Source organism: Lysobacter arseniciresistens ZS79, assembly GCF_000768335.1.
In the GTDB taxonomy this organism is placed as follows: domain Bacteria; phylum Pseudomonadota; class Gammaproteobacteria; order Xanthomonadales; family Xanthomonadaceae; genus Novilysobacter; species Novilysobacter arseniciresistens.
Map to the genome: position 1 here is coordinate 152165 of NZ_AVPT01000003.1, position 17786 is coordinate 169950.

15 protein-coding genes and 1 riboswitch are annotated in these 17786 nt (G+C 72.8%); of the genes, 6 read left to right on the plus strand and 9 right to left on the minus strand.

Features of this window, described 5'->3' with window-relative positions; translation table 11 throughout:
• Positions 1-38: 38 nt before the first annotated feature.
• Positions 39-449: a hypothetical protein gene (locus N799_RS03050; protein ID WP_152597789.1), complete on the minus strand. Its 411-nt coding sequence runs from the start codon at positions 447-449 to the stop codon at positions 39-41.
• An 81-nt stretch (positions 450-530) separates the two neighbouring features.
• Positions 531-2135, minus strand: a complete 1605-nt coding sequence (locus N799_RS03055; RefSeq protein WP_036207628.1) for a peptide chain release factor 3 — start codon at positions 2133-2135, stop codon at positions 531-533.
• A gap of 177 nt (positions 2136-2312) precedes the next feature.
• On the opposite strand from N799_RS03055, the gene N799_RS03060 reads away from it, so the two are divergent.
• Positions 2313-3398, plus strand: a complete 1086-nt coding sequence (locus N799_RS03060) for an HDOD domain-containing protein (protein ID WP_152597790.1) — start codon at positions 2313-2315, stop codon at positions 3396-3398.
• On the opposite strand, the gene N799_RS03065 is transcribed toward N799_RS03060, so the two are convergent.
• Positions 3320-4321 (minus strand): peptidoglycan DD-metalloendopeptidase family protein, encoded by a 1002-nt coding sequence (locus N799_RS03065; RefSeq protein ID WP_238978703.1) that lies wholly within the window; start codon positions 4319-4321, stop codon positions 3320-3322. The genes N799_RS03060 and N799_RS03065 overlap by 79 nt on opposite strands.
• A 10-nt stretch (positions 4322-4331) precedes the next feature.
• Entirely contained in the window at positions 4332-5465 is a 1134-nt protein-coding gene (locus N799_RS03070; protein ID WP_036207633.1) for an NHL repeat-containing protein, read from the minus strand.
• 111 nt (positions 5466-5576) lie between these two features.
• A riboswitch (SAM riboswitch) is annotated at positions 5577-5697 on the plus strand.
• A gap of 68 nt (positions 5698-5765) precedes the next feature.
• Here N799_RS03070 and metX point away from each other — a divergent pair.
• From metX to N799_RS03085, 3 genes are read left to right on the plus strand one after another with little or no spacing between them, the layout of a single operon-like run.
• Positions 5766-6842 (plus strand): homoserine O-succinyltransferase MetX, encoded by a 1077-nt coding sequence (gene metX / locus N799_RS03075; RefSeq protein WP_052101162.1) that lies wholly within the window; start codon positions 5766-5768, stop codon positions 6840-6842.
• Positions 6839-8059 (plus strand): cystathionine gamma-synthase, encoded by a 1221-nt coding sequence (metB, locus tag N799_RS03080; protein ID WP_036207638.1) that lies wholly within the window; start codon positions 6839-6841, stop codon positions 8057-8059. The genes metX and metB overlap by 4 nt, the downstream gene beginning before the upstream one ends.
• Positions 8056-9267: a homoserine dehydrogenase family protein gene (locus N799_RS03085; RefSeq protein ID WP_036207641.1), complete on the plus strand. Its 1212-nt coding sequence runs from the start codon at positions 8056-8058 to the stop codon at positions 9265-9267. The genes metB and N799_RS03085 overlap by 4 nt, the downstream gene beginning before the upstream one ends.
• Here the strand turns inward: N799_RS03085 and N799_RS03090 are convergent.
• Positions 9254-10651, minus strand: a complete 1398-nt coding sequence (locus N799_RS03090) for an L-serine ammonia-lyase (protein ID WP_036207644.1) — start codon at positions 10649-10651, stop codon at positions 9254-9256. The genes N799_RS03085 and N799_RS03090 overlap by 14 nt on opposite strands.
• 114 nt (positions 10652-10765) lie before the next feature.
• On the opposite strand from N799_RS03090, the gene N799_RS03095 reads away from it, so the two are divergent.
• The gene (locus tag N799_RS03095) at positions 10766-11050 is read left to right on the plus strand and encodes a glutaredoxin family protein (protein ID WP_052101126.1); all 285 of its coding nucleotides are present in this window, start codon (positions 10766-10768) and stop codon (positions 11048-11050) included.
• Here N799_RS03095 and N799_RS03100 read toward each other — a convergent pair.
• The 3 genes from N799_RS03100 to N799_RS03110 are packed head-to-tail and all read right to left on the minus strand — an operon-like array spanning position 11016 to position 12834.
• Positions 11016-11582, minus strand: coding sequence for a YceI family protein (locus N799_RS03100; RefSeq protein ID WP_036207647.1), 567 nt, complete (start codon positions 11580-11582; stop codon positions 11016-11018). The two genes, N799_RS03095 and N799_RS03100, sit on opposite strands and share 35 nt — an antisense overlap.
• Positions 11582-12154 (minus strand): cytochrome b, encoded by a 573-nt coding sequence (locus tag N799_RS03105; protein ID WP_036207650.1) that lies wholly within the window; start codon positions 12152-12154, stop codon positions 11582-11584. The genes N799_RS03100 and N799_RS03105 overlap by 1 nt, the downstream gene beginning before the upstream one ends.
• Positions 12151-12834: a YceI family protein gene (locus tag N799_RS03110; RefSeq protein WP_036207653.1), complete on the minus strand. Its 684-nt coding sequence runs from the start codon at positions 12832-12834 to the stop codon at positions 12151-12153. Before N799_RS03110 ends, N799_RS03105 begins: the two co-directional genes overlap by 4 nt.
• 161 nt (positions 12835-12995) lie before the next feature.
• Here N799_RS03110 and N799_RS03115 point away from each other — a divergent pair, with 161 nt between their 5' ends.
• The gene (locus N799_RS03115) at positions 12996-16589 is read left to right on the plus strand and encodes a hybrid sensor histidine kinase/response regulator (RefSeq protein WP_238978705.1); all 3594 of its coding nucleotides are present in this window, start codon (positions 12996-12998) and stop codon (positions 16587-16589) included.
• A 30-nt stretch (positions 16590-16619) separates the two neighbouring features.
• On the opposite strand, the gene hemE is transcribed toward N799_RS03115, so the two are convergent.
• On the minus strand, positions 16620-17699 hold the full coding sequence (gene hemE / locus N799_RS03120) for a uroporphyrinogen decarboxylase (protein ID WP_036207658.1): 1080 nt from the start codon (positions 17697-17699) through the stop codon (positions 16620-16622).
• Between the last annotated feature and the right edge of the window lie 87 nt (positions 17700-17786).

The window sequence follows — 17786 nt, forward strand, 5'->3', positions numbered from 1 at the left end:
GCGGCCGGTCAAACGCGGGTGAATGCGTTGTTGGGCGTTCAGGACGCGCCCGGGGCCCGCCGCCCGCACCGGGATGCCTCGCCGTCGCGGGTCAGTCGCAAGCGGTCGCCCTCGCGCTCCAGCGCGATGGCCCGCCCGACGTACACGTCGCTACCCGGCATGGAGGCCGACTGCGCGCGCGGCAGCGTGAGCGTGGTGTCGTCGGCGAGGCGCACGGTCGCATCGTAGTAGCCGAAGCGCACCTCGATGACGTCGCCGTTGTCGCAGTGGTAAAGCGCCGGGCCGCTGTCGATGGCGGGCGTGTCGATGGGGGTTACGGGCGCGGGTGAAGGTGTCGCCGCGGCCGGGCTGCTGTCGACGGGGGGCGGTGCCTCCGGTGCGGCGCAGGCCAGCAGACCGGCACCGACCAGGGTGCCGACGACGGACAACGGTGCGGGGCGATGCGGCATGGGCGGTCTCCGTGCGGAGGACGCGCCGAACCTAGCGCCGCCCGCGCCTGCATCGCGTGAGCGGCGGTGCTGCAGACTGGCTCAGTCGACCGCGACCGTGTGCGCGTGCTCGCGGGTGGCGAGGAACTCGACGTCCGGCGAACGCTCGGACGCCAGTTGCAGGTTGACCCGGGTCGGCGCCAGGTAGACCAGTTCGCCGGCCGCGTCGATCGCGAGGTTCACTGCGTTCTTGTCGCGGAACTCGTCCAGTTTCTTCTCGTTGCCGCAACGCACCCAGCGCGCGGTGGCGATCGTCACCGGCTCGAAGATCGCGTCGACGCCGTATTCGTCCTTGAGCCGGTACGCGACCACGTCGAACTGCAGCACGCCGACCGCGCCGAGGATCAGGTCGTTGCTCATCAGCGGCCGGAAGAACTGGGTCGCGCCTTCCTCGGACAGCTGCGCCAGGCCCTTCTGCAGCTGCTTGAGCTTGAGCGGGTCGCGCAGGCGCGCGCGGCGGAACAGTTCGGGCGCGAAGTTGGGGATGCCGGTGAACGACAGCTTCTCGCCCTCGGTGAAGGTGTCGCCGATCGAGATGGTGCCGTGGTTGTGGATGCCGATCACGTCGCCGGAGTACGCGGTCTCGGCGATCTCGCGGTCGCTGGCCATGAAGGTCAGTGCGTTGGCCAGCTTCATGTCCTTGCCGCTGCGCACGTGGAAGGCCTTCATGCCGGCCTCGAACTTGCCCGAGCAGATCCGCATGAAGGCGACGCGGTCGCGGTGCTGCGGGTCCATGTTGGCCTGGATCTTGAACACGAAGCCGGTCAGCTTGTCCTCGGTCGGCGCGACCTCGCGGCTGGTGGTCGCGCGCGGCCGCGGCGACGGCGCATGGCGGACGAAGAAGTCCAGCAGCAGCTGCACGCCGAAGTTGTTGACCGCCGAACCGAAGAACACCGGGGTCTGCTCGCCGGCAAGGTACTTGCCGATGTCGAACGGATGACTGGCGCCCTGCACCAGTTCCAGCTCGTCGCGCAGTTCGGCCAGCGTGGCCGCGCCGATCGCCGCTTCCAGCGCCGGGTCGTCGATCGACTTGAAGATGGTCGAGTCCTGCCGGGTGAAGTTGCGGCCCTGCTCGTACAGGTGGACCTCGCCGCTGACCAGGTGGACCACGCCCTTCAGCCGCTTGCCCATGCCGATCGGCCAGGTGATCGGCGCGCACTGGATGCCCAGCACCGACTCGACCTCGTCGAGCAGTTCGATCGGGTCGCGGCCCTCGCGGTCGAGCTTGTTGATGAAGGTCATGATCGGCGTGTCGCGCAGCCGGCAGACCTCCATCAGCTTGATCGTGCGTTCCTCCACGCCCTTGGCCACGTCGATCACCATCAGCGCCGAGTCGACCGCGGTCAGCACCCGGTAGGTGTCCTCGCCGAAGTCGGCGTGGCCCGGGGTGTCGAGCAGGTTGACGATGTGGCCGTCGTAGGGGAACTGCATCACCGACGAGGTCACCGAGATGCCGCGTTCCTTCTCCAGCGCCATCCAGTCGGAGGTGGCGCTGCGGCTGGTCTTGCGCGACTTGACCGAGCCGGCCATCTGGATCGCGCCGCCGAACAGCAGCAGCTTCTCGGTCAGCGTGGTCTTGCCTGCGTCGGGGTGGGAGATGATCGCGAAGGTGCGGCGACGCAGGGCTTCGATGGAAACGTCGGACATGGCGACGGCGCGCGGGCGCGCCGGAAGGCTGCAGGGAGGGCGCGGATTATAACGGGAGCCCGGAACTGCCCACCCAGTCACACAAGCGGCGGTTCAGCCGGCGCCGCGTCCGCCGATACCGCAAGCGGAGGCGGGACATCCGCAGGCGAGGGGGAATTCAGGGTGCAGATTGTCATCGTGGGGAACGGGCACGGCGCGGCCAGCGAGCTCGAACAGGCACTTTCGGACTTCGGGCTGGACTGGAACACGCGCTGGCTGGACGACGCCGGCCCGCTGCTGGACGGCGAGCCGGGCACGGTCGACGTGGTCGTGTGCGGGATGCAGGTGGGCGACCGCCGCGGCCCGGACCTGCTGGCCGCGCTGCGCGACCGCCATCCCGAGGCGGTGCGGATCCTGCTGCTGGACGACGGCCAGGACGCCGACGCGCTGCGTTCGATGGCCAGCGCGCATCGCCTGCTGCGCCGGCCGCTGGACGCCGGCGAGCTGATCGAGGCGGTCGAGAGCGTGGTCGAACTGCGCGAACTGCTCGACAACCCCGCGTTGAAGGAGGCGATCGGCCGGGTCGAGTCGCTGCCGCCGCCGCCCAAGCTCTATCTCGACCTGACCCAGTTGCTGCGCGACCCGGAAACCAGCAGCGCCGAGGTCGCCGAACTGCTGTCGCAGGACCCGGTGCTGGCCGCCAAGATGCTGCGGCTGTGCAACTCCGCCTATTTCTCGGCCGGCCGCGTGGTCACCGACATCCGCGCCGCCGTGACCCGGCTTGGCCTGCAGAACACCCAGCAACTGGTGCTGGCAACCGAGGCCTTCGGCACCCCGGCCGAGGTCGACGGCATCGACCGCGAGGCGATGCAGGCGCGCGCGCTGCGCACCTCGCGGTTGGCCGCGCAGATCCTCGGCGGCTCCAGTGCCGAACTGGCCGCCACCGCCGGCCTGCTGGCCGAAGTCGGCAGCCTGCTGCCGGGCATGCGCTCGACCCTGCCCGACGGCACCGAGCAGAATCCCGACGCGCCGCACTTCGCCGAGGCCGGCGCCTACCTGCTCGGCCTGTGGGGCCTGCCGATGCCGATCGTCGAGGCGGTCGCCAACCACCACCAGCCGGGGCGGATGCGCATGTCCGGCTTCTGGGTCGCCGGCGCGGTGCACGTAGCCGCCGCGCTGGTGGCCGGCACCGAGGTCGACGAGGCCTACCTGCGCTCGGTCGGCCAGATCGACAAGCTGCCCAAGTGGCGTCTGCTGGGCGAGAACCTGGCCGAGGCGGCGTAACCGGTCGCAGCTGAATCGCCTGCCGCGCCGAGGTCGAGCAGGCCCTCCGGCCCGGCCATTCGGAACGGCAGCGACAGCAACCGCATGCCGCGGTTCACCTGCACCACGAAGTGCAGGTGCGGCCCGGTGCTGAAGCCGGTGTTGCCGGACAGGCCGACCTGCTGGCCGGCGCGCACGCGCTGGCCGCTGCGCACCATCACGCCGCCGGGCTGCAGGTGCGCGTACAGCGCCATCGAGCCGTCGTCGTGCAGGATCCGGACGAAGTTGGCGCGGCCGGCGTAGCGGTCGCGGTCCAGCCCGGTGCGGCCGAAACCGCCCTCGGTCTGCATCACCACCCCGTCGCGCGCGGCCAGCACCGGCGTGCCCTCGGGCGTGGCGAAGTCGACCGCGTAGCGGTTTTCCGCGTCGCCGTGGCTGAAGCTGCCGCCGTGGCCCTGGTCGATGCGGGTGCTGGGCGCCTGCAACGGCAGGCGGTAGACGACGTCGCGCGGGGCCGCGCTGGGGTGGCCGGGCAGGCTGTCCATGCGCAGTTCGAACGCGGTGGCGCGGGCCGGGTCGGACGACTGCAGCACCGCCACCAGCGCACTGCCGCCGGCGGCCACGGTGGCCCGCGCGGGCAGGGCGGGGCGGCTGTCGACGTTCTCGCGGCGGCTGTAGTGCAGCATCACCTCGATCGGGCCGGCCAGGCGGTTGTCGGCCCAGGCCTGCCAGCCGCCGTCGACCGGCTCGATCCGCAAGCCGGCGATCGGGGTCGGCTCGCTCGGCACCGCGAGGGTGGTGACCGGCGCCTCGCTCGCCGGCCGGCGGTCGCCGTAATGGGTGATGCCGTCGGCGTCGGTCCAGCGGTAGACCTGCCCGGCGTCGGCGCACACCGGCGCCATGGCCGCGACGGCCAGCGCCAGCACTGCAACCGGGCCGCGCAACCGCTCCACCTCAGCCGCCGCACTCCGGCGCCAGCCCGAGGCCGCGCGCGATCTCCTGCAGGTCGAACGCGACCACCGCGGTGTCGGCGTGCACCGCGAACAGCGCGCCGTGCGGGAAGGTCGGCGTGCTGGCCGCGTGCAGCGCGACGCCGTCGGTGAACGCGGTGCGGGTGCCGCGGAAGCTGCCGGCCGGACGCAGGCTGTCGCGCTCGAACAGGTGGAACAGCGTCCGCGGTTCCAGCTGGTCGACCGCCAGCCAGTAGCCGGTGTCGGCGCTGCAGGCCCACAGCGCCACGCCCTCGGCCTCGGCGGCGAACACGTCCTGCGGCAGGCTGCGGCCGGTGGCGCGGCCGTCGAGGTGGTACTCGCGCAAGGTCGAGCCGACGCCGCCGTCCGCGGTCGGGAAGCGCTCGTCGGCGATCAGCAGGCGGTCGCGCGAGGGGTCGCCGGCGATCGATTCGACCACGTGCAGCGCGCTCGCGCCGGTGTCGCCGAAGGAGCCGGCATGGCGCGCGCTCAGGTCGCCGTCCGGACCGAAGCGGACGTGGTAGCGGCGCACGCGCTGGTCGAGCTCGGCCGCCGGCGGCACCACGTCGAACCGCTCGCCGTACATGAAGCTGTCGGTGACGTAGAGCTCCAGTTCGCCCGGCGCGGGCTCGTTGATCCACAGGCCGTACGGGCTGCGCAGCTCGGCCTCGCCGAAGCTGCCAAGCGGCTCGAAGCCCGGCAGCGCGAGCACCTGCACGCGGCCGTTGTCACGCTCGGCAACGAACAGGTGGTCGCCGTGCACGGCAACGCCATTGGGACGGTCGAACTGCCCGGGGCCGGCGCCGGGCCCGCCGAAGGTGCGCAGCAGCGCGCCGCTGTCGGCATCGAACACCAGCAGGCGATCGGCGGACTTGGATGTGGCGATGAGCCAGGTGCGGCCGTCCGGCGTGACCCAGGTGGCGAGCGAGTCCAGTTCGTCGTCGGGCGCGGCGGGACTGAGGTAGTGCTCGGTCAGCGTTACCACCGCGGGCGCGGGCATGGCGGCGTCGGGCACGACGACGGCGGCTGCGGGAGCCGGCGCATCGACGGTCGGCGCGCGGCTCGCGCAGGCCGCCAGCAAGAGGATGGATGCAGGTACGAGAAGGCGCGGGTTCATGGCGGCGAAGTGTAAGTGCAGGCGGGCGGGCGGCGGACGGTGGCGTATGGTCAATCGCTTTATCCGGATAAAGCGATTGACAGACTGGAATCGCGGGCGCAGACTCCGCCGCATCCATCGAGACCGGCTGAGGGACAGGCCCTTTGAAGCCGGGGCAACCCAGCGGCGTGCAAGCGTCGCGAAGGTGCCAATTCCTGCGGACGCCGGCGTGCCGGTCTCCGGAAGATGGTTGCGCGCGATCCCGTCGGGGAACGCGTGTTCCGTCAGCTCGATGGCCTCCTCCACGAACAGGAAGCCGCCATGAGCCTGCAGACCCATTCCCTCCCGACGTCCCGGCAGCGCAATAGCGCCGCCCGGCCGTTCCCGTCGGCCACGCCGCGCCCCCGCGCGGATGTCCCGCCCGCCGTGCGCGGCGAGTTCGACGTCATCCTCGATCTGCGCCACGCCGGCCGCCGCACGGTGACCCTGCGCTACGAGCGCCTCGGCGACCCCTCGCTGCCGGTGGTGTTCGTCGCCGGTGGCATCTCGGCCGACCGCCATGTCGCCGCCAGCGCCGCGCTGTCGGGTCGTGGCTGGTGGGACGACCAGTGCGGCGAGGGGCGCGCGCTGGACCCGCGCCGGCACGGCATCCTCGCCTTCGACTGGCTCGCCGCCGACGGCTGCCTCGACGTGCCGGTCGACCCGGCCGACCAGGCCGACGCCATCGCCGCGCTGCTCGATGCGCTCGGCATCGACCGCCTGCTGGCCTTCGTCGGCTGCTCGTACGGCGCGATGGTCGGCCTGCAGTTCGCCGCGGCCCATCCACAGCGGCTTGGCCGGCTGGTCGCGATCAGCGGCTGCCATCGTTCCCATCCGCACGCCAGTGCGCTGCGGGCGCTGCAGCGGCGCGCGGTCGCGCTGGGCGCGCTGCAGTGCGACGACAGCCACGGGCTCGCGCTGGCGCGGCAGCTGGCGATCCTCAGCTACCGCACGCCGGAGGAGTTCGACCGCCGCTTCGAGGCCGCGACGGTGGTCGATGGCCGCGTGCGCGTCGGCGCCGAGGACTACCTCGACCACTGCGGCGCGACCTACGCCAGCCGCGTCCCGTCGACCGCGTTCGTGCGGCTGTCGGAATCGATCGACCTGCAGGCGCTGAACCCCGAGACGATCCGGGTGCCGGTGACGGTGGTCGGCGTGTCCGAGGACCGGCTGGTGCCGGTGTCCGACGCGGTGGAACTGGCCGAGCGCCTGCGCGGCGAAACGCGCCTGCACGTGCTGCAGTCCGTGTACGGCCACGACGCCTTCCTGAAGGAGCGCGCGGCGATCGCGGCGATCCTGGCCGAGGCGCTTGCCGACGCACTCACGGACGCGCAGGCCGAGACGGGGGTGGCGGCATGAGCGTCGACCTGCTGCGACCGGCCGCCGGCGCGACGGCGCACGGCTGTACCGCCGCGGTGCGCGCGGGCATCGACCACGACACCGCCTATGGCGCGGTCACGCCGCCGCTGGTGCTGTCGAGCAACTTCAGCTTCGCCGGCTTCAACGACAAGCGCCGCTACGACTACAGCCGCAGCGGCAACCCGACCCGCGACCTGCTGGCCGACGCGCTGTCCGAGCTGGAAGGCGGCGCCGGCGGCGTGGTCACGGCCACCGGCATGGCCGCCATCACGCTGGTGCTGCACACGCTGCTGGAGCCCGGCGACCGGCTGGTGGTGCCGCACGACGGCTACGGCGGCAGCTGGCGGCTGTTCAACGCGCTGGCCGCCAAGGGCGCGTTCGAGTTGTTGACGGTCGACCTGACCGACCCGCGCGCACTCGCCGATGCGCTGGCGCAGGGGCCGGCGGTGGTCTGGATCGAGACGCCGTCCAACCCGCTGCTGCGGATCACCGACCTGCGCTTCGTGATCGAGGCCGCGCACGCGGCCGGCGCGCTGGCGGTGGTCGACAACACCTTCCTGTCGCCGGCGCTGCAGCAGCCGATCGCGTTCGGCGCCGACGTGGTGGTGCACTCGACCACCAAGTACATCAACGGCCACAGCGACGTGGTCGGCGGGGCGGTGGTCGCGCGCGACGCCGAGCTGCACGAGCGGCTGTCGTGGTGGGCCAACTGCCTCGGCATCACCGGCGCGCCGTTCGACAGCTTCCTGACCCTGCGCGGGCTGCGCACGCTGGATGCGCGCCTGCGCGTGCACCAGGAGAACACCGCCGCGCTGGTCGGCCTGCTCGAAGCACACCCGGCGGTGCGCGCGGTGCACTACCCGGGGCGCCCGTCGCATCCCGGCCATGCGGTCGCCGCGCGCCAGCAGCGTGGCTTCGGGGCGATGCTCAGCGTGGAGATCGACGGCGGCGAGGCCGGCGTGCGCGCATTCATCGACGGCCTGCACTGCTTCACCCTGGCCGAGTCGCTCGGCGGGGTCGAAAGCCTGGTCGCGCACCCGGCGACGATGACCCACGCGGCGATGTCGCCCGAGGCGCGCGCCGCCGCCGGGATCGGCGACGGCCTGCTGCGGCTGTCGGTGGGCATCGAGCACGTCGACGACCTGCGCGCCGACATCGCCGCCGCGCTGGAGCGCGTGGCGGCCGTGGTGGCGGGCAAATGCAGCGTGTCCAAATGAACGTCGCGACGCGGGAGATCGAACCCCGCGCGCGTGCGGCGCGCGCCGCGGATGGGGCCGCGCGGATCGCGCTGCTGGGCGTGGGTCAGGTCGGTACCGCGCTGCTGCAGCGGCTGGCCGGTCGACGCGACGAGCCGGGGCGGCTGTCGCTGGCCTACGTGGCCAACTCGCAGTGGGCGGCGCCTCCCGGCTCGGCGTTGCTGCACGAGGCGGACGCCGATAACGGCTGGACGTCGCTGGTCGAGGCGTTGCGGCGCGGCCCCGCAGCGGCGGATGGAGCGGGCATCCAGGTCTTGCCCTGGCGCGACGCCGGCGGCGCCGGCGCACCGTTGCGGGCGGCGGGCGGAACCGGCCTCGCTCCCAGCGATCTCGGCAGCGTCGGCCAGGCACTGGGTGGCGTCGGTACGCGGATCGTCGTCGACGCCACCGCCAGCGACCGGGTCGCCACCCACCACGCCGACTGGCTCGCGCAGGGCATCCATGTCGTCACCGCCTGCAAGCTCGCGCAGGGCACCTCGCTGCCGCGCTGGCAGCAGATCCAGGCCGCGCGCGTGCGCGGTGGCAGCGAGTATGGCGACGCCGCGACGGTCGGCGCCGGCCTGCCGCTGCTGCGTTCGATCCGTGACCTGCGCGCCGGCGGCGACCGCGTCCACGCCATCGCCGGCGTGCTGTCGGGTTCGCTGGCGTGGCTGTTCAACCACTACGACGGACTGCGGCCGTTCTCCGGCTTCGTGCGTCAGGCGCGGGAGGCCGGCTACACCGAGCCCGACCCGCGCGAGGACCTGTCCGGCGAGGACGTGCGGCGCAAGATCCTGATCCTCGCGCGCGCCGCCGGCCATGCGCTGGAAAGCGACGCGGTCGAGGTCGAATCACTGGTGCCGGCGGCGCTGGCGGCCTGCGCGCGGGAGGACGTCGACGCCGCTCTGCCGCTGCTCGACGCGCAACTGCGCGAGCGCTTCGCCGAGGCGCGCAAGGAGGGCGCGAAGCTGCGTTTCGTCGCCCGGCTCGAACACGGCCGTGCGCGCGTGGGGCTGGAGGCGCTGGCCGACGACCATCCGCTGGCGGGCGGGGCCGGCACCGACAACCGGCTGGCGATCTGGTCGGACCGCTACAGCGAGCAGCCGCTGGTGATCCAGGGCCCCGGCGCCGGTGCCGGGGTGACCGCCGCGGCCCTGCTCGACGACGTGCTTCGGATCAGCACTCGATGACGTTCACCGCCAGCCCGCCGCGGCTGGTTTCCTTGTACTTGTCCTTCATGTCGTTGCCGGTCTCGCGCATGGTCTTGATGACCTTGTCGAGGCTGACCTTGTGCTTGCCGTCGCCGCGCATGGCCATGCGGCTGGCGTTGATCGCCTTGACCGAGCCCATCGCGTTGCGCTCGATGCAGGGGATCTGCACCAGGCCGCCGATCGGGTCGCAGGTCAGGCCGAGGTTGTGCTCCATGCCGATCTCGGCGGCGTTCTCGATGCGGCTGACGCTGCCGCCGATCGCCGCGGTCAGGCCACCGGCGGCCATCGAGCAGGCCACGCCGACCTCGCCCTGGCAGCCGACCTCGGCGCCGGAGATCGAGGCGTTCTCCTTGTAGAGGATGCCGATCGCGGCGGCGGTCAGCAGGAAGTCGCGTACGCCCTGCAGGCTGGCGCCGGGGACGAAGCGGTCGTAGTAGTGCAGCACCGACGGGATGATGCCGGCCGCGCCGTTGGTCGGCGCCGTCACCACGCGGCCGCCGGCGGCGTTTTCCTCGTTGACCGCCAGCGCGAACAGGTTGACCCAGTCCAGCATGGTCAGCGGGTCCTCGGTCGCGGCGTCGGGGCGCGCGGCCAGCTCGGCGTGCAGCAGCGGCGCGCGACGGGTCACGTGCAGGCCGCCGGGCAGGGTGCCGCCGGAGCGGATGCCGCGTTCGACGCAGGACTTCATCGCCGCCCAGACCTCGTCGAGGCCGGCGTCGATCTCCGCGCGCGTGCGCCAGACCTGCTCGTTGGCGTACATCAGCGCGGCGATGGTGATGCCGTGGCGGTCGCACTGGGCGATCAGCTCGTCGCCGGAGTTGAACGGGTACGGCACCTCGGTGGTATCGGCGACGATCCGGTCCTCGGCCGCCTCGTCCTGGTTGACCACGAAGCCGCCGCCGACCGAGTAGTAGTCGCGCGTGGCGATCACGTTGCCATCGGCGTCGTAGGCGGTGAAGCGCATGCCGTTGGTGTGGAACGGCAGCTTCTGGCGCTTGTTCATGATGAGGTCGTGCTTCTCGTCGAAGCCGATCTCGTGGCGGCCGAACAGCCGGATGCGCTTGGTCGAACGGATGCGCTCCAGCGCCTCGGGGATGATGTCGGGGTCGATCCGGTTGGGCCAGTGGCCCTCCAGGCCCATCAGCACGGCCTTGTCGGTGCCGTGGCCGCGGCCGGTGAGGGCGAGCGAGCCGAACACTTCGGCGCGCACGCGCGTGGTGCGGGCCAGGTCGCTGCCGTCGCCCGCGCCGCCCTCGATCAGCCAGCGCTCGATGAACCGCGCCGCCGCCCGCATCGGGCCGACGGTGTGCGACGAGCTGGGTCCGATGCCGATCTTGAACAGGTCGAAGGTGCTGACAGCCACGATGCGCTCCGGCCGACCGCGGGTCGGCGTCAGGGGCCGACGCGGGGCGCGCGGCCAAACCGATATTCTACGGCGCCACGCCGGCGCTTCAGGCGCCAGACCGCCGACCGACGCATGCCCGGACCCGACCGCACGCCCGCCACCCATCCGCGCCTGACACTGCTGCAGCGCGACGACTGCCACCTGTGCGACCTCGCGCTGGAGGTGCTGGCCGCGGCGCGCGCGCCGGAGTTCGAAAGCGTGTTCATCGACGACGACGCGGCGCTGGAGGCGCGCTACGGCATCCGCGTGCCGGTGCTGCGCGACGAGCCGAGTGGGCGTGAACTGGACTGGCCGTTCGACGCCGAGGCGGTCCGTTGCTTCGTCACTCCACCGGCTGCAGACGCACCTTCGTGCTGATCGCCACCGGGTTGGGCAGCAGGGTCAGGTCGGCCCAGTCGCCGCCGCCGACGTTGAAGTCGAGCCGCTGCACGGTCGCCTTGCCTTCCAGCAGCGCCGGCGCGCCGTCGGTGAAGCTGAAGGTGAGCGTCACCGGACGGGTGGTGCCGCGCAGGGTGAGCTCGCCGTCGGCGGCGTAGCGGCCGTCGCCGAGGTCGCGGAAGCCGCGGGCGACGTAGCGCGCCTGCGGGAATTTCGAGGTGGCGAAGAAATCGCCGCCCTGCAGCGTGCTGTCACGGTCGGCGTTGGCGGTGCTCGCGCTGGCCAGCGGGATCACCACGTCGAGCTTCGCGGCGGCCGGGTCGGCGGGGTCGAAGCTCAGCGTGGTGGTGAACTGGCCGAAGTGGCCGCTGAACACCTCGCCGTCGTACTGGGTCGCGAAGGCGAGGGTCGAGCCCGGCGCCTGCACGTAGTCGGTGGCGAGTGCGGGCGTGGCGGCCAGCAGCACGGCGGCGCCCAGCGCCAGGGAGCGGAACGGCGTGGAACGGGACATCAGGAACCTCCGGAAGCGGTGCGGCGGCGACGCGGCAGCATCCGCCGCAGGGTGTCGTCGCGCTGGAATATGTGGTGATAGAACGCGGCAGCGACGTGGCCGATGACAACCAGCAGCAACAGCCAGAACAGCCATTCATGTGCCTCGTGGCCGAAATCGGCCAGTTGCTCGTTGGGCGCGCTGAGCTTGGGCACCTCGGCCAGGCCGTACCAGCGCAGCGGCCGCAGCCCGCTGGCGGAGTCGTACAGCCAGCCCGACAGCGGCATGGCGAGGATCAGCAGGTACAGCAGCCCGTGGGTCGCCGACGCCAGCCGTGCCTGCCATACCGCCGTGCCCGGCAGCGGCCGCGGCGCGCCGGCCACCAGCCGCCAGCCGATCCGCAGCACCACCAGCGCCAACAGGGTCAGCCCGGTGGATTTGTGCAGGTCGTAGACCCAGAAGTACTTCGGCGTCTTCGGCAGGCTGTCCAGTGACAGCCCCACCACCGACAGCACCACCAGCAACACCACGATCAGCCAGTGCAGCAGCTGGCTGACGGGACCCCAGCGCTCGGGCGTGTTCTTCCAGTTCATCGTTGTTCCCCTGTGGGTGCGGTTTCGGCCCGGGGCGTGTCCGCCGTGCCGAACAGTCGCTCGGCGAAGCTGCGGCTGGCGCGGGTGGCCTCGGCCTCGATCCGCAGTTCGACCGCGTCGCCGATCATCGACGACCACGCGTCGATGCCGTAGTCGCTGCGGTCCAGCGTGGCGGTGGCGGAGAACCCGGCGGTGCGGCGGAACGGTGGCATCGGGTGGCGCTCGACCGCGTTGACGGTGACGTCCAGGCACAGCGGGCGGGTGGCGCCGCGCAGGGTGAGCTGGCCGCAGACCTCGGCGTGGTCGTCGTCGCGGGCGGTGACGGTGGTCGATACGAAGCGCGCGGTCGGGTGGTCCGCGGCGTCGAGCAGGTTGCCGGCGAGGACGGCGCGGTTCCAGTCGGCGTCGCCGAGGTCGAGCCGTGCGAGCGGGACTTCGACCACCAGCCGCGCGCCGCTCCAGTCGCCCGGGGTGTAGAGCAGACCGCCCTCGCTGCCGGAGACGGTGCCGATCGCCTTGGAGAAGCCGGCGTGCGACACCGCGAACATCACCCGGGTGTGGACCGGGTCGAGCTTCCACGCGGCGGGTTCGGCGGCCGGCGTGGCCGTGCTCCACGCCAGCGCCGGCAGGAGCAGGGCGAGCGCGAGGCCGGATGCGGTCGGAGCGGGAGCGGCGTGCATGGCCGGGATTCTAGGCGCAGCCAGCGTGACGCGTCGTGCGGCCGGCATTACGCAGCGTTGCACCGGCGGCGAGCCACCCCGGCGACTTGCCGCGGGCGGCGCGATCACCGACGCTGTCGGCGGGGACGCGGCCTGGCCGCGGCACGACCATGGAGGGGACGATGCGCGTTGCGAACCGTATGGCGGCGGTGGCCGCGGGACTGCTGCTGGCCGCGGTGTCGGCACCGGCGTGGAGTGCCGTGCCATCACCGGCGCCGTCGATACCGGAGATCCCGACCCTGCGCCACATCGATGTCGCCGACGGCCTGCCGTCGAGCAACATCAACAGCCTCGCGCGCGACGCCGACGGCTACCTGTGGCTGGCCACCAACGATGGCCTGGCCCGCTACGACGGCATCGGCATGCGGGTCTGGCGCCACGTACCAGACGACCCGTCGTCACTGCCCGGCAATTACGTCACCGTGCTGCACGTCGACCCCGACGGTTGCGTGTGGGTCGCGCCGGAAGGCCGCGGCCTTAGCGTTCTGGATCCCCGCGTCGGCGACGGCTTCCGCCACTACCGCCAGGCGACCCACCAGTCGATGGGCAGCGACGAGGTCTGGGCGATCACCAGCCAGGGCGACGCACTGTGGTTCGGGACTTTCGGCGGCGGCCTGCACCGGCTCGACCCGGACGGCAGCATCACCCGCTACATGCCGGTCGATGGCGACCCGCGCAGCCTGCCGTCGGACATCGTCCTGTCGCTCAGCGTCGACGCCCACGGTGACCTGTGGGTCGGCACCACCGCCGGGCTGGCACGCTGGACCGGCGACGGATTCGAGCGTGTCGCGCTGCCGGGCGAGAAACCGACGCCGACGATATTTTCGGCAACGCCGGTCGGCGACAGCCTGTGGGTCGGCGCGAGCACCGGCCTGTTCGAACTGACCGCCGAGCGCCGCTGGCGGCAGCCGGCGTGGTCGGTGATGTTCGAGTACCCCAACGCCGTCTTCGGGGTGCTGGCCGGCCGCGGTGGCGAGCTGTGGCTGGCCAGTCACCGGCAGTTGTGGCGTGCGGCGGCGGGCGCGGTGCCGGTGCCGGTGCCGATCGGTGCCAAGGGCCCGGTGCTGCCGATGTACCAGATGCTCGGCCAGCCCGACGGCGCCATGTGGTTCCCGGTGTCCGGCGTCGGACTCGGTTACCTGCCGCCGGACTGGCGGCGGATCGCGCAGTTCCGCGGGATCGAGGATGGCCTGACCGCCGGGCTGTACGTCGCGGTTGCGGTGGCGCGTGGCGGCGGCGCGTGGCTGGCGGGCGAGCGTGGCCAGCTGGAGCGGATCGGCCCTGACGGCGTCGTGAGGCCGCTCGCCGCGGCGTTGCAGGACCGCCTCGGCGGCCTTCCGGCGCTGTCCCTGCTGGAAGCGGCCGATGGCACCGTGTGGCTGGGCCAGCGGCGCGCACTGGTGCGGATGGACCCGGAGCGCGAGCAGCTGTGGAAGTGGACGGCGGAAGGCGGTGATGCATCGCTGGGCGGCCCGGCCGACCTGCTGGCGCAGGCGCCCGACGGCAGCGTGTGGGTGTCGTTCGCCGGTGCAGGAATGCAGCGGCGCGATCCGGCCACCGGCGAGGTGCTGGAGACCGTGCATGCCGGACCCGACCAGGGCCTGGGCGTTGGCGACAACGAGGCGATCGCGTTCGATCCCGATGGCCATCTGTGGGTCGCCAACGGCAAGGGTGTCCTGCGATGGAACCCGGTGGGCGGCCGCTTCGAGCAGGTGCCGGGCATCGAGCTTGAAGACCGCGTGTTTGCGCTGGACTTCGCCGCGGATGGCAGCCTGTGGCTGCAGCGCCTGTCCGGCCTGGAGCATTACGAGCGTGCCGGCGCGGCGTGGCGGCGTACCGCCCGGGTCGATACCGCGCAGGGCATCCCTGCGGCCGAGGCGTCGGGGCTGCAGGTCGACCGCGACGGCCGGGTCTGGCTGGCGACCAAGCGCGGCCTGTTCCGCTGGGACCCGGGCAGCGAGCACGTGCGCCGCTTCGGCCTGCCCGACGGCCTGACCAGCCAGGAGTTCGTCGAGCGTGCGCTGGTGCTGTCCGACGACGGCGTGCTGACCGCGGCGCTGGCCGACGGCGGCGTGGTGATGGTCGATACCCGCGTGCCCGACCCGCCGGCGCGGGAGCCGGCGCTGCGCTTCGACCGGGTCGAGGTGCGCCGCGGCGGCGACTGGGTCACGCTCGACCGCACGGCACCGCCGCGGCTTGCTGCCAGCGACCGCGAGCTGCGTGTGCAACTGCGGCTGCTGTCGTTCGACGACCCGAGCGCCAACCGCTACTTCACCCGGCTGGAAGGCTACGACGAGGGCTGGGTGTCGCACGGCGCCAGCGGCGAGCGCGTGCTGGCGGGCCTGCCGGCGGGCGACCACGTGCTGCACGCGCGGGCGTTCGACGCCGCCGGCAACGCCGCCGCCGAGCAGGTGCTGGCATTCACCGTGGAGCCGCCGTGGTGGCGCACCGGCTGGGCCGCGGCCGGCGTGCTGGGGCTGCTGGTGCTGCTGCTGTGGGCAGCCGCAGACCGCTACCGCGCACGCCTGCGCCAGCGCGAGGTCTGGCGCCGCGCCCAGCACGAGCACGAGGTCGCGCGGCAGGCGTCGCTGGCCAAGACCCGCTTCCTCGCCACCCTCGGCCACGAGGTGCGCACGCCGATGACGGGCGTGCTCGGCATGACCGAGCTGCTGCTCGATACCTCGCTGGCACCGCTGCAGCGCAACTACGCCGAGTCGATCCGCGGCGCCGGCGAGCACCTGCTGCGGCTGGTCAACGACGCGCTCGACCTGGCCCGGATCGAGTCCGGCAAGCTGGCACTGGCGGAGCAGCCGTTCGACCTGCGCGCGCTGGTGCGCGAGGTGTCCGCGCTGACCGCGCCGCTGGCCCGCGCGCGGGGGTTGGAGTTCCGGCTCGATGTCGCCGCCGACGCCCCGCGCGGCCTGCGCGGCGACCCGGTACGGGTGCGGCAGATCCTGCTCAACCTGCTTGGCAACGCGGTCAAGTTCACCGGCTCGGGCTGGGTCGCGTTGGAGGTGGGCGGGCAGGCGCGCGACGGCGTGCTGCTGCGGGTCGCCGACAGCGGCCCCGGCCTCAACGCCGAGCAGCAGGCGCGGCTGTTCCGTCGCTTCGAGCAGGCCGATGGCGCGCGCACCGCCGCCCGCTACGGCGGCAGCGGGCTGGGCCTGGCGATCTGCCAGGAACTGGCCGCGGCGATGGGCGGAACGATCACGGTGGACAGCGCGCCCGGCGAAGGCACGTGCTTCGAGGTATGGCTGCCGCTGCCGGTGGCCGAACCCGGCGAGGCCGCGGCCCCCGGGGTCGAACCGCCGGCCACGTCCTCGGCGCGTACGGTCCTGCTGGTCGAGGACGACGCGATGGTGGCCGAGGTGGTCAGCGGCCTGCTGCGGGCGCAGGGCCACCGGGTGGTGCACGCCGGGCACGGCCTGGCGGCGCTGGCGGAGGTCGCGACGGAGCGCTTCGACGTCGCCCTGCTGGACCTCGACCTGCCGGGCATGGACGGGCTGGCGCTGGCGCGGCAACTGCGCGGGCAGGGCTTCGATGCGCGGCTGGTGGCGATCACCGCGCGCGCCGAGGCGGAGGTCGAGCTGCTGGCCCATGCTGCCGGCTTCGACGCCTTCCTGCGCAAGCCGGTGACCGGGGCGATGCTGCGCGAGGTGCTCGAAGGCGACGGCGAGCTTGCGCGGCTGGTGGTGGAGGCCGGGCCGGCGTCCTGACGGACCGCGCGGCTCCGGCGCAGTGCCGCCTCAGCGTGCGCTGAGCGCGTGCACCGCCTCCACCAGCACCGCCACGTGGTCCGGGTCCATGTCCGGCGACATGCCGTGGCCGAGGTTGAACACGTGGCCTTCGCGCGAGCCGCCGTTGCCGTCGCGGTAGCTGTCGAGCGCACGGCCGACCTCACTGCGGATCGCCTCGGGGCTGGCGTACAGCGTCACCGGGTCGAGGTTGCCCTGCAGCGCGACCCGGCCGCCGGTGCGGCGCGCGGCCTCGCCCAGCTCGATGGTCCAGTCGACCCCGACCGCGTCGGTGCCGCTGGCGGCGAGGTCGGCCACGTGCAGGCCGTTGCCCTTGCCGAACAGGATCAGCGGCGCGCGCGCGTCGCCGTCGCCGTCGCCGCGCTCCAGCTCGCGGGCGATGCGGGTCAGGTAGCGCAGCGAGAACTCGCGGTACATCGCCGGCGACAGCACGCCGCCCCAGGTGTCGAACACCTGCAGCGCCTGCGCGCCGGCCGCGCGCTGCGCCGACAGGTAGGCGATGACGGCGTCGGTGGTGACCTCCAGCAGCCGGTGCATCGCCGCCGGGTCGTTCAGCGCCAGCGACTTGACCCGCGCGAAGTCCTTGCTGCCGCCGCCTTCCACCATGTAGCAGGCCAGCGTCCACGGGCTGCCGGAAAAGCCGATCAGCGGCACGCTGCCGTCGAGTTCGCGGCGGATGGTCGACACCGCGTCCATCACGTAGCGCAGGTCGGTCGCCATGTCGGGCACGCCGAGGCGGGCGATGTCGGCGGCGTTGCGCACCGGGCGCTCGAACTTCGGGCCCTCGCCCTCGACGAAATACAGCCCCAGGCCCATCGCGTCGGGCACGGTGAGGATGTCGGAGAACAAGATCGCCGCGTCCAGCGGGAACCGGCGCAGCGGCTGCAGGGTGACCTCGCAGGCCAGCTCCGGGTTCTTGGCCATCGCCAGGAAGCTGCCGGCGGCCTTGCGGGTGGCACGGTACTCCGGCAGGTAGCGGCCGGCCTGGCGCATCAGCCAGACGGGCGTGCGGTCCACGGGCTGGCGGCGCAGGGCGCGCAGGAAGCGGTCGTTGCGGAGGGGGCTGGTCACGGCGGGGGTCCTCGAAGGCGCGGAAACGGGGCGCGTCGCGGGCCGGGCGGGCCGGCGGCGTCGCGCGATGGCGCGCATGGTACGCGG